The following is a 12,105-nucleotide window of genomic DNA, read 5'->3' on the forward strand; positions in this document are numbered from 1 at the left end:
AGGGGCCGATGGCGGTGCGGTTGGCGATGAGGGGGTTGGCACCGGCGTTTTCGGCGCAGACGTATCGGCCGTTGACGCGGGCGCGCAGTGCGACGGCGCCGCCGCCGAGGTCGAGCAGGTCGAATCGTTCCCAGTCGCCGATGGCGGTGCGGTTGGCGATGAGTGGGTCGGCTCCGGCGTTCTCCGCGCAGACGTACTGGTTGTTGGCCCGGGAGCGGAGGCTGACCACAGGTGTCGGGTTGGTGGTGGGCTGGGCGGCCAGTTCGAAACGGGCGATGCGTACGGTGCCGCCGAGGGCCTGGGTGGCGTGGTTGAAGAGGGCGAAGCGGTAGCCCATGAAGAACTGCCAGTCGTTCTTGAGGGTGAAGCCGGGGCCGAGGCGGGTGTAGTTGGCACCGTCGGTGCTGTAGGAGAAGAGGGCCTGGCGGCCGGCGCCTGGGCGGATGTCGGCGGTGGCGCGCAGCCAGATGCGCCCGCCGGAGACGGCGGTGCCAGCGACTTCGGTACCGGTGTTCGTGGTGTTCCAGTTGGTGTCCATGGTGATGTTGTTGACCATCACCACTCTGGTGGCGCCGTTGTCGCGTTTGATGCCGATCCAGGCGGAGGAGTCGCGCAGAAGGGCGAGCCCGGTGCGGTCGCCGTCCCGCATCGCGGAGTAGTCGAGTGTGACGGTGGCGGTGGAGGTGGGGCCCTGGATCCGGTGGGTGAGGGTGTTGCGGGCCGAGTAGAGGTCGCCGGTGACGGTGGCGGTCTGCAGGGTGAGTCCGTTGTTGACGGTGTACCTGGTGGTGTCCGGGTTGTGGTTCCACTCCCACTTCGGTTTGAGGGTGGTGCCGTCGAAGGTGTCGACGCCGGTGAGGGGTTCGACCTGGCGGGGTGGTGGAGGGAGGCTCGGAGCGGCGTAGGTGGTGCCCCAGGCGCCGTTGACGAGCTGCAGTTGCGGCCAGCCGTCCGAGGTCCAGGCGATGGGGGCGAGGACCGGGACGCGGCCGCCGGGGTAGGCGTCGACGAAGGCCATGTAGTACCACTGGCCGTTCTGGGTCTGTACGAGACCGCCCTGGTGGGGGACGCCGCCGCCAGCGATGGGCCCGGGGAGGTCGAGGAGGAGTTGCCGCAGCGTGTAGGGGCCGAAGGGGCCGGAGGTGGATCTGAGGATGTACTGGCCGTTGGCGGGGCGGGTGAGGAAGATGTAGTAGTTCCCGTTGATCTTGTAGAAGCGGGAGCCTTCCAGGGTTCCGATGCTGGACGGCGTGCTGAAGACCTGCTGCGCGCGGACCTGGGTGCGCGCGTCCGCGGAGAGCTGGGCGACGCTGATCTGGGTGTTGCCGTAGGCCACGTACATGGTGTTGTCGGTGTCGACGAGGAGCCCGGCGTCGTAGTAGGTGGGCAGGGTGGTGTGCCGGGTCCAGGGCCCTTCGACGGCGGAGGCGGTGTAGACGTACGTCTGGGCGAAGTCGATCTGGCCCAGCCAGTAGAAGGTGCTGTTGCTGGGGCGGTAGGCGAGGGACGACGCCCAGACGCCGCGGACGTAGCCGCGCCCGCCGTTGAGGTCGTACTTGGCGCCGAAGTCAAGGCGGGGCAGGGAGTGGCCGGCGAACTCCCAGTTGACCAGGTCGTAGGAGCGCAGGATGGGCGCTCCGGGGGAGTAGTGCATGGTGGAGGCGGAGTAGTAGTAGGTGTCGCCGACGCGGATGATGTCGATGTCCGCGAAGTCCTGCCAGATGACGGGGTTGGTGATCTGCGTGGCGGCGGGCCCGACGGACGGCGCGGCCGTGCCGGTGGACGCGGTGGCGGCGCGGGCCGCCGTGGGGTGGACCAGAGGTGCCGCGGCCGCCGCGGCGAGTCCGGCCGCGGAAGCGAGCACCCCCCTGCGGCTGTGAGGACGGTCGGGCCAGGACATGGGCGGGTGTCTCCTTCGGTTGGCCGGACGGAACGTCGGCGGGCTGAGTCAGAGGTTGGTGAGGTCGAACGACTCGGCGGGGCCGATCGTGGTGCGGTTGGCGGTGAGGGGGGTGGTTCCGGCGTTTCCGGCGCTGACGTACATGTTGTTGGCCTGTGCGCGCAGGCTGGTGGTGCCGTCGGAGTTGTTCACGCGTTGGAAGGTCTCCCAGGGGCCGATGGCGGTGCGGTTGGCGATGAGGGGGTTGGCACCGGCGTTCTCGGCGCAGACGTATCGGCCGTTGACGCGGGCGCGCAGTGCGACGGCGCCGCCGCCGAGGTCGAGCAGGTCGAATCGTTCCCAGTCGCCGATGGCGGTGCGGTTGGCGATGAGCGCGTTGGCTCCGGCGTTCTCCGCGCAGACGTACTGGTTGTTGGCCCGGGAGCGGAGGCTGACGATCCGCCCGGCGGGGAGGGGGGTGAGGACGGCTTCCCAGGTGGTGGTGCTGGTGTTGGAGGTGGCGTCGGCGGGGAGGCGGTCGCGGGCGGCGGTGTCGGCGTAGAGACTCCAGCGCATCCAGTCCACGTAGGTGGCGACGGTCTGGGTGTGGTTGTAGCCGCTCCATATGTACTGGTCGTGGCCCGTGCCGCGGTGGGTGAGGAACGCCTTGGGCGCGGGCAGTTCCCCGTAGGCCTGGCGCGCGGAGGAGTACTGGCAGACGGGGTCCTGATCGCCGTGGACGAACAGGACCTTGGCCGTGACCGTGGTGCTGGGGTTGCCCATGTCGACACAGGCGAAGGGCACGGCGGCGGCTATCCGGCTGTCCGGCCAGGCGGTCAGCAGCCCGTGGGTGGTCATGCCGCCCAGCGAGTGACCGGCGACGCCGACGCCGGTGGTGGTGTCGAGGTGCCCGGCGAACGGGTCGCCTGCCGTGGTGTTGAGGGCGAGGGTGTTGGTGATGACCTGGGAGACGTCCATGGACTGGTTTCCGTTGTAGACGTCCTGGATGTTGCCCGAGGTGCCGCTGGAGGTGGTGGGGAAGACGGGTGCGGGGACGACGAATCCGGCCTCGGCCAGGGGCCGGACCAGCGGTGCGTAGCTCTCCGGGTTGCCGCCGAGGCCGTGGCTGAACTCGCAGATGGGGAAGACGCCGTCCGCGACGGGGGCGTTGACGACGGGGTTGCCGCCCGGGGTGCCGGTGGCGGGGTAGAAGATCCGGGTGGTCAGCCGACGGTTGCCGCGGCTCCAGGCGTACTCCCTCACCCCGATGGCGAAGCGCTGGGTCGGCGCGGCCACCGGGGCGAGCGGGGACGCCGTTGCCGCGGTGGTGCCGTACGCATGGACGGCGGCCACGGCTCCGGCTGCGCCCAGTCCAAGGAAGGTACGCCTGTTCACGGTCATGTTGTGCTCCTTGTCGGATGGTGGGGGGTGGACAGGGGAGTTCCGGGGAGCGGGCCTGCCAGGAGGCGAGCGGGCCCGCGGTTGAAGCCCCGTCGGTGGGAATTCGCCGATGGGCCTCGTCGCCGCCGTCCGGGTTTCAGACCTGGTGAAGGAGCCGGACGTCTCAGGGGCCGATGGTCGGCGGCGCCGACGAGGTGGAGAGCGCCATGACGCGCCACGTTGGCCGCGTGCGCGGTCCGGGCGGCGATGACATCGTGTGACGGCGCGTGATGCTACCCATGGGATTCCTCTTCTGTGTTCGCGCTGGCGCCGAAGTGCGGAAGGCGGCGATCAGTGGAGGTGTACGGGCGGGCGACGCGTGCTGTTGGACCACGGTCCGGAGACCAGCCGTGTCGGGGGCGGCTCTTGACCGACGCTGGAACCGACGTGACCACGATTGTTCGATATACCGTTCAACGTTCGCCAACCTGAACGGAGAGTAGGTTGGGGCTGACGGGGTGTCAATCGCGGGATGTGACGCCTTACGGTCACCTTTTGCGCGGCTCTGAGGCGACGTTCGACTAGGTCGCCCTTGAGCGGAGCGTGGGGAGCTACGAAATACCAACGAAACCCGAAGCGGGCGCCGACGATGCGGGGGATAGTTACCGGTTTATCGGCGCTCCCGCAGGGTGCCACTTCCGAAACTCAACGAAATGGACCTTCCCGCTTGGTGTCCGAAAGTGTTCCACGGCAGGAAGGCAAGGCTCCGGACCGCTCCGCGGTCGGCTGCGGCGATCGGCTGACCCAGAACACGCCCGCCTGAGCCGAACGCGAGTACCCGCAGGTCAGCTTGCATGTCGTGGTGTCGTGCCCCTTGTCTCCAAGGGGCACGACACCACACCGGTCAGATGTCCCGAAAAATTTCGATCTGCGCCCCGATCGAGTTCAGTCGCTCCGCCAGGTCCTCGTACCCCCGGTTGATGACGTACACGTTGCGCAGCACCGACGTGCCCTCCGCCGCCATCATCGCCAGCAGGACGACGACCGCGGGGCGGAGCGCCGGAGGGCACATCATCTCGGCGGCGCGCCAGCGGGTGGGGCCCTCGACCAGGACGCGGTGCGGGTCGAGGAGCTGGAGTCGGCCGCCGAGCCGGTTGAGGTCGGTGAGGTAGATGGCGCGGTTGTCGTAGACCCAGTCGTGGATGAGGGTCTTGCCCTGGGCCGTCGCGGCGATCGCGGCGAAGAAGGGGACGTTGTCGATGTTCAGGCCGGGGAACGGCATCGGGTGGATCTTGTCGATCGGCGCCTCCAGCTTGGAGGGGCGGACCGTCAGGTCGACCAGCCGGGTGCGGCCGTTGTCGGCGAAGTACTCCGGGGTGCGGTCGTGGTCGAGGCCCATCTCCTCCAGGACCGCCAGCTCGATCTCCAGGAACTCGATGGGCACCCGACGGACCGTCAGCTCCGACTCCGTGACGACCGCCGCGGCGACCAGGCTCATCGCCTCCACCGGGTCCTCGGAGGGCGAGTAGTCCACGTCGACGTCGATGTTCGGGACGCCGTGCACGGTGAGGGTGGTGGTGCCGATGCCCTCGACCCGGACGCCCAGGGCCTCCAGGAAGAAGCACAGGTCCTGGACCATGTAGTTGGAGGAGGCGTTGCGGATGACGGTCACGCCGTCGTGCCGGGCGGCGGCCAGCAGCGCGTTCTCGGTGACCGTGTCCCCGCGCTCGGTCAGCACGATCGGCCGGTCCGGGCGGACCGTGCGGTCGACGACCGCGTGGTACTGGCCCTCCGTCGCCGCGATGTCCAGCCCGAACCGGCGCAGCGCGATCATGTGCGGCTCGATGGTCCGGGTGCCGAGGTCGCAGCCACCGGCGTAGGGCAGCTTGAAGCGGTCCATGCGGTGCAGCAGCGGGCCGAGGAACATGATGATCGAGCGGGTGCGCACCGCGGCGTCCGCGTCGATGGAGTCCAGGTCGAACTCGGCCGGGGGGCACAGCTCCAGGTCCACGCCGCCGTTGATCCAGCGCGTACGGACGCCGATCGAGCCGAGCACCTCCAGCAGGCGGTAGACCTCCTCGATGCGCGCGACCCGGCGCAGCACCGTGCGCCCCCGGTTGAGCAGGGAGGCGCACAGCAGGGCCACGCAGGCGTTCTTGCTCGTCTTGACGTCGATGGCACCGGAGAGGCGACGGCCGCCCACCACCCGCAGGTGCATCGGACCGGCGTAGCCCAGTGAGACGATCTCACTGTCCAGCGCCTCACCGATGCGGGCGATCATCTCAAGGCTGATGTTCTGGTTACCGCGTTCGATGCGGTTGACGGCGCTCTGCGAGGTGCCGAGCGCCTCCGCGAGTTGCGCCTGCGTCCAGCCCCGGTGCTGCCGGGCGTCGCGGATGAGCTTACCGATGCGTACGAGGTAGTCGTCTGCCATGAGGTTGAGGCTATCTCAGATATGAGATGGCGCCTCCCGGGGGGTCCATTCGGGTGACGGACCGTCAACGCCGCCTGCGTGACGTCGTACGACGCCATCCGAAAGGTCCGGGCAAATCCATCGATGTCGTACGACGTCCCGTGCTGCTGTGGGTGTGGCGCGGGCCCTTCCTGCCGCCGGTCGTGACGGACCATGAACGCTTGTTGATGTTCAGCCTTACTCCGGGGAGTATCCGGAAGCTCTTGCGGAACGTGAGGGGCATCCTGCCTCCCGCCGAGATGGGGGTATCCGTACTGCCAGTCCGGATACCCCCATAGGGGGCACTCATGGCCGCGGCTCGGCCTCCGCGCCGTCGGCCGCCGCCGCGGCCTCGGCGATCGGGTCGCGCATCTCGCCGCTGACCTTCTCCAGCACCACGACGACGGCCACCGCCGCGACGGCGAGGACCACCGCCCCGATCCGGAACGCCAGCGCGTACCCGTCGCTCTGCGCCACCCGCGGAAGCGTGCCGTCGGCGACGTGGTCGTCGACGTAGCGGAAGGCGAACGGGACCAGGGTGGCCAGACCGAGGGCCGCACCGGTCTGCTGCATCGCCGTCTGCACGCCGGAGGCCAGGCCGGAGTCCTGGCCGGTGACCTCGTGCAGCGCCCCGTTGACCAGGGCCGGGTAGGCCAGGCCGTTGAAGAACCCGAACAGGACCAGGCCGGGCAGGAACCCGCTGGCGAAGGACGCGTCGGGCGCGAAGCCCGCGGCGGCGACGAACAGGGCCACCGCGGCGCCGGAGAAGGCGACGGTCAGGACCGCCTTCACCCCGATCCGGGGCATCAGCACGGTGGAGGTGCCCGCACCGGCGAGCGCGGTCAGCGTCAGCGGGATGTACGCCAGACCCGTCCTCAGCGGCGAGTAGTCGTGCACCTGCTGCACGTACAGGGTGAACAGGAACATGTAGGTGAAGAAGGCCGCGAAGATGGCCACGCTCACCGCGTTGGTCGTCACCCGGGTGCGGTTGGTGAAGAACCGCAGCGGGATCATCGGGTCGGGGGTGCGGGCCTCCCAGGCCACCATCAGCAGCAGCAGGGCGACGCCGCCCAGCAGCGGCAGCAGCACCCGCCCGGAGCCCCAGGAATGGTCGGCGGCCTGGAGCAGGCCGTAGACCACCGCGACCAGGCCGCCGGTGGCCGTCACCGCCCCGACGGTGTCCAGGCGGCGGCTGTCCCGGGCCATCCGGCTCTCCGGCATCACCCGCGGCACCAGCACCAGCGCGACCACCGCGATGGGGACGTTGATGAAGAAGATCCACCGCCAGTTCACCAGGTCGGTCACCATGCCGCCGACGACCGCGCCGATCGAGCCCGCCACCGCCGACAGCCCGCCCCAGATGCCCAGGGCCTTCATGCGCTCCTTGCGGTCGGGGAACAGCACCGGGATCAGCCCGAGCGCCGCGGGCCCGGCCAGCGCCTCGCCCAGCCCCTGCACGAAGCGGCTGGCGACCAGCGTCCCCGACACGGTCGCGGCACCGCACGCGGCCGACGCCAGCCCGAAGACCAGCACACCGGCCAGGAAGATCCGACGTCGGCCGAACATGTCCGCCAGCCGCCCGCCCAGCAGCAGGAAGCCCCCGGCCACCAGCACATAGGCGTTGACCACCCAGGCCAGACCGCCCGGGGAGAAGTCCAGACCGGACTGGATGTCCGGCAGGGCGACGTTCACCACGGTGATGTCCATGATGAGCATGAACTGCATGGCCGCCAGTACCGCCAGCGCCAGCCAGCGCCGCGGATCGGCCCCGGCCGCGCCCCCAGTTCCTTCGGCCCCGTCGGCCCCTCGGGGCAGGTCCTTGTCCACGGCTGTCATCGCCCTGCGTCTCCTCTGAACGGTCCCTGGCCGAAGGAGGCCCCGCGCGCGTGAGGCCGCGCCGTCGCCGTCCCCCGTGCCCTCATCGCGCCGCACCCGCGCCCGGCGTGGCCACGGCGGCGCCGTCCCCGGACGGACGGGGACCGGCGTAGTCGTGCCAGGCGCTGACCAGCCCGCCCGCGAACCGCAGGACCGCCACCGCCTCCCCGCCGTCCGCCTGCCCGGCCGCCCCGGCGCGCGGGCGGTACTGCACGCACACGGCGTCGGAGTTCACGGCCGCGTGCACCCCCGTCACCTCGACGCCGAACGACTCCTTACCGGCGAGAAGTTCGCGGCAGGCGGCGACGATCTCGGCCCTGCCCTCGACGGGGTGGGGAAGCCGCCCGGGGGCGTACGGCGCGTTCCAGGTGCCGTGCGGGTCCCACAGTTCGCCCCACGCCTCCAGGTCACCGCCGTCCAGCAGGGCGAAGAACCGGTGCGCCGTGGCGGCGCGGGCGGAGAACAGCGCCAGGAAGGCGGCGGTGTCGACGTGCTCGGTGAAGTGTGTGATCAGCCCCCGCTCAAGCTGGAAGACGGACGTGCCCCGGTTGCGGTAGGTGCCCCCGGCCAGCAGCTCGATCTCCATCTCCCAGGTCGCCAGCACCCGCCGCGGGTCGGCCATCGCCTCCGCCTGCCAGGTGAAGCGGACCTCGCCGAACAGCGAGAAGAACCCGCCCAGTCCGGCGACGATCGCCGCGCGCCCGGTGAACTCGCCGGGCACGCCGTCCGGGGTGACCGGCACCCGGTAGACGGCGTCCGCCGCCCACAGGCGCGCGAACGCGTCGAGGTCCTTGGCCTGGAGGGCGCGGTAGAAGTCGTCGACGACGCGGACACTTCGCTCAGCACTCTGTTCGGTCATGGGCTCGCTGAACTCCTAGCTCGGGAAGGGTCCTAGCTCGGGAAGGGTCCTAGCTCGGGAAGGGGGCGATGGGCGCTCGGGCGGGCGCCTCACCCGCGGATCTTCTTGAACACCTCGCGCTGCAGCGGCCCGAACTGGTAGTAGGAGCCCGCGTTGAACCACTGGCCCTCCGGGGACCACTTCACGATCGAGATGCTGAACCGCTCACCGTCGTAGGTGTAGGGGCTGCCGGTCAGGAAACGCACCATCTCCGGCTCCGTCCGGGCCCTGATCAGCGGCATGTCCGCCGGGCGGGCGAAGCTGATCCGCTCGATCCGCGAGGAGTCCCAGCCCAGCGTGAAGTAGACCCGGAACGTCTTGCGGACGGACTCCAGCAGTTCCTCATCCGGCTCCGGCAACCCCATCTCCTGGAGCAACGACAGGACGGTCTTCGGCTCCATCCCGCCCGGGGTGGGGAAGTACAGGTTGACCGTCTCGTGCCGGTAGTCGATCGCGATCATCGCGACGCCGTCGAGGTCGTGCCGGGCGAAGAAGTCGGCGTTGGCGGCCAGCGCCGACGGCATCGACGGCACCGAGGAGAGCGCGGCCACCCCTTGCACGGCGTGCGGGAAGTGCACGTAGACCTTGTTGAGCCCGCCGACGACCCCGACGTCGATCAGGTACTCCTCGACGAAGCCCCGGCCGTCGAGGTCGGACAGCAGCGAGCCGACGGGATGGCCGGTGCGCGGCAGCAGGCCGCGCTCCAGGGCGTGGGCGTAGGGGTCGGGGATCGCCCGGGGCACCTGGATGGTCAGGTCGAGGTCGCCGCCCCGTTCACCGGCCGTCGCACTGAAGATGAACCCGCCCTCGAACGGCGCGAACGCCTCCAGGACCGGCCCGACCTTCTCCCGCGCGCAGGGCACGTTCAGCAGCCCGGCGGTCTCCTCGACGGCCGCGTACACGTCTTCCGGTTCGGCCACGGACATGCGTCCTCCTCGTCGGTGCGGTGGTGCGGCGCCGCGGAGGGAGCGCCCCCTCCGGCGGTACGGCGCGCGAAGGGGCCGTCGCGTGGCAGGTGCCGTGCCCGCCCCGGGACCCGCCCGGGTGGCGCCCGCCGGTCGCCTCCCGGCGGGCGGACGGCGCACGCCCGAAGGACCCGGCCGTCGGTGTCCGCGGCCTCGTCCGGAGTGACCCCCGCTGTGTCGTCAGAGCATCATGCGGGCTGCGCGACGCCGACGGCAGTGCTTTCCGTGCCCCGCGCGCGCCCGCAGCCGCCCGCGGCACGATGCGAAGGCCGTCCGCCGCGGCCGTTTTCCGCCATGAACCACCAGGTGGGGCCGCCGCCCGGGGCCCCCTGCCCGCACCGCGCGCCGCCGCGTGCGGCCCCGCCCGTTCCAGCGGCGTTCCAGCCACCCGCGACGTCACCCTGAGCAGCCGTCAAGCACCGGGAACCCGGACTCGTGCCGGGCCCCGCGTCTGCGGCCTGCTCCATAGGGGCAGGCCCGGGGCGCCCGATGCCGCCCGGATTCCAACTCCGGGGAGACAGACGGCGGTTGATGTGACCCGCGTCACGCCTGAGCACTGTTGGCGCGAAGTTGTCGTCCGTGTCACGCTGGCCGAACGCTCCCCCTGCCCGAAAGCGGTCGTATGGCAGTGAATGGGAGCTGCTGCCTTTTTCGGCCCGTTCTGTGGAAGTGGAAGCCACCGGAATCCGGGTTCGCACCTCTCGGTGCTCGAACTGGAGATCGACCGGGTTGGCGGTCCCCCCTCTCGCGATCTTCGCCGTGCGCGGCGGCGCCCTGCCGTACGCGGGGCGCCGTCCGGAACTGGAGAACCCATGAAGATAGCCGTGTCCGGAACCTACTCATCAGGCAAGACCTCGACGGTGATGGCGCTGTCGCACTACACCGGCGTACCGCGCTCGCTCGCCCGCACGATCAGGGAGATCATGCCGGAGGCCCTGCCGGGCGTGAAGCTCGCGGACGTGACGCCCGCGCAGTTCCTCCAGCTCACCATGCGCCGCCACACCGGCCGCGCGGTCCAGGAAGCCCTCCTCGGAGACCACTTCATCTCCGACGGCTCCTCCCTCCAGGAGTGGCTCTACGGCGCCGCCCGCCTCCGGTACGGCATGAACCCCAACGCCACCGCCGCAGGGGGAACGGCCTGTCGACGACGACGCCGGAGGAGATGGCCTTCTTCGCCAAGGTCGTCGACCAGTACGGGCAGGCCTTCAAGCAGCACGTCAAGGCCACCTACGACGCCTACGTCCACCTGCGCCACGAACTGCCGATCGCCGCGGACGGCCACCGGCCGATGAACGACGAGTTCCGCACGACCATCGACGGGATGCTGCTCGCCACCCTGGACGAGCTGGAGATCCCGTACCACGTGGTCGGCGGCACCGTGGCGGAGCGCCTTGAGGCCATCGCCGGGATCTTCGACCTCACCCCCGTCATGAGCACGGACGAGGCCATCGAACTGGCCCGCGAGGAGTACGGCCGCCAGGACTTCCGCATGGAGCACGAGCGGGTCCCGGCGGGCGCCTGAAACCCCGCGTTCCGTCAGTCATCTGACGTCATCTCACACGCCCCTCCGGTCGAAGGAGAACAGCAGAATGGGAAAGCCACCCCTGATCGTCGTCGCCTACCACTCGGGCAGGGGGCACACGGACGTACTGGCACAGTCCGTGCGGGCCGGAGCGCTGGCCGCGGGCGCCGAAGTGAACATGCTGACCGTCGACGCCATGGACGACACCAAGTGGGAGACCCTCGACAAGGCCGACGCGATCATCTTCGGCGCGCCCACCTACATGGGATCGGCGTCGGGGAAGTTCCACACCTTCGCCGAGTCGACCAACAAGCGCTGGGCGCGGCAGGCGTGGAAGGACAAGCTCGGGTCGGGGTTCACCATCGGCGCCTGCAAGGCGGGCGACAAGGACTCCACCCTCGGCTACTTCGCGACGCTGGGCGCCCAGCACGGCATGATCTGGGTCAGCCTCGGCCTGCTCCCGGGCTGGCACCTCAGCCACGAGAGCGAGGACGACCTCAACCGGCTCGGCTACTTCAACGGCGCCGCCGCCACCCTGCCCGGTGACCTGCCCCCTGACCTCATGCACAAGGCGGACATCGCCACCGCCGAGCACCTCGGCGAACGCGTCACGCAGATGACGGCGATCCACCTGGCGGGCCGCGCGGCCCTGGCGGCCGAGCGGTCGAGCGGTCCAGGGCGGAGTGACGTGAGATGACGACAGCGCAGCAGCGGAGCACCGCGGCGGTCGTGGACGCGTTCTTCGAGAGGTTCGGGTCGGGGGACCTGCCCGGGCTGCTCGACCTGTTCGCCGACCGCGTGGACTTCCGCGTGGCGGGGAGCCCGCGGGTGCCCTGGACGGGCACCCGGTCCACCCGGCCGGAGATCTCCGAGTTCTTCCAGGTCTTCCCGGAGGTGCTGACCGCGCCGCGGGGCTTCACCCTCCACGCCCGCCTCGTCGACGGGCCCCACGCCGTGGTCATGGCCGAGTCCGCCTTCGGGGTGCTGGCCACCGGAAAGACCTTCACCAACGCCTACGCACTGCACTTATCGGTAGAAGACGGACAGATAGTCCGTTATCACATGTACGAGGACAGCTATGCCATCGCCGAAGCCTTCACCGCAGTCAGCGGCGAGTGAGCGAACCGCTCCCGC

General features: G+C 70.2%; 10 protein-coding genes and 1 pseudogene. 3 read left to right on the forward strand and 8 right to left on the reverse strand.

Annotated features, from left to right (window positions below; translation table 11 throughout):
* Positions 1-256: 256 nt before the first annotated feature.
* From ACFQZ6_RS27560 to ACFQZ6_RS27595, 8 genes and pseudogenes are all read right to left on the reverse strand, one after another.
* Positions 257-1,900 (reverse strand): annotated as a pseudogene (locus tag ACFQZ6_RS27560) (glycoside hydrolase family 43 protein); the annotation flags it as partial.
* A gap of 48 nt (positions 1,901-1,948) precedes the next feature.
* A complete protein-coding gene (locus ACFQZ6_RS27565; protein WP_381614003.1) occupies positions 1,949-3,280 on the reverse strand; it encodes an alpha/beta hydrolase in 1,332 nt (443 codons plus the stop codon).
* An 883-nt stretch (positions 3,281-4,163) separates the two neighbouring features.
* Entirely contained in the window at positions 4,164-5,693 is a 1,530-nt protein-coding gene (locus ACFQZ6_RS27570) for a helix-turn-helix domain-containing protein (RefSeq protein WP_381614005.1), read from the reverse strand.
* A 64-nt stretch (positions 5,694-5,757) separates the two neighbouring features.
* Complete coding sequence (locus tag ACFQZ6_RS27575; protein ID WP_381614008.1) at positions 5,758-5,955, reverse strand: DUF4236 domain-containing protein; 198 nt, start codon at positions 5,953-5,955, stop codon at positions 5,758-5,760.
* 62 nt (positions 5,956-6,017) lie between these two features.
* Positions 6,018-7,547: an MFS transporter gene (locus ACFQZ6_RS27580; protein ID WP_381614011.1), complete on the reverse strand. Its 1,530-nt coding sequence runs from the start codon at positions 7,545-7,547 to the stop codon at positions 6,018-6,020.
* An 82-nt stretch (positions 7,548-7,629) separates the two neighbouring features.
* A complete protein-coding gene (locus ACFQZ6_RS27585; protein WP_381614014.1) occupies positions 7,630-8,445 on the reverse strand; it encodes a nuclear transport factor 2 family protein in 816 nt (271 codons plus the stop codon).
* An 89-nt stretch (positions 8,446-8,534) separates the two neighbouring features.
* On the reverse strand, positions 8,535-9,404 hold the full coding sequence (locus tag ACFQZ6_RS27590; protein WP_381614017.1) for an aromatic prenyltransferase: 870 nt from the start codon (positions 9,402-9,404) through the stop codon (positions 8,535-8,537).
* 922 nt (positions 9,405-10,326) lie between these two features.
* Positions 10,327-10,494, reverse strand: a complete 168-nt coding sequence (locus tag ACFQZ6_RS27595) for a hypothetical protein (protein WP_381614020.1) — start codon at positions 10,492-10,494, stop codon at positions 10,327-10,329.
* A 117-nt stretch (positions 10,495-10,611) separates the two neighbouring features.
* Here ACFQZ6_RS27595 and ACFQZ6_RS27600 point away from each other — a divergent pair, with 117 nt between their 5' ends.
* The 3 genes from ACFQZ6_RS27600 to ACFQZ6_RS27610 all read left to right on the forward strand — a co-directional run bounded on the left by ACFQZ6_RS27600 (position 10,612) and on the right by ACFQZ6_RS27610 (position 12,090).
* Positions 10,612-10,971, forward strand: coding sequence for an AAA family ATPase (locus tag ACFQZ6_RS27600; protein ID WP_381614023.1), 360 nt, complete (start codon positions 10,612-10,614; stop codon positions 10,969-10,971).
* A gap of 67 nt (positions 10,972-11,038) precedes the next feature.
* Entirely contained in the window at positions 11,039-11,668 is a 630-nt protein-coding gene (locus ACFQZ6_RS27605) for a flavodoxin family protein (RefSeq protein WP_381614026.1), read from the forward strand.
* A complete protein-coding gene (locus tag ACFQZ6_RS27610; protein WP_381614029.1) occupies positions 11,665-12,090 on the forward strand; it encodes a nuclear transport factor 2 family protein in 426 nt (141 codons plus the stop codon). The genes ACFQZ6_RS27605 and ACFQZ6_RS27610 overlap by 4 nt, the downstream gene beginning before the upstream one ends.
* The last annotated feature ends 15 nt before the right edge of the window (positions 12,091-12,105 follow it).

The organism is Streptomyces flavalbus (assembly GCF_042674625.1).
GTDB classification, from domain to species: domain Bacteria; phylum Actinomycetota; class Actinomycetes; order Streptomycetales; family Streptomycetaceae; genus Streptomyces; species Streptomyces flavalbus.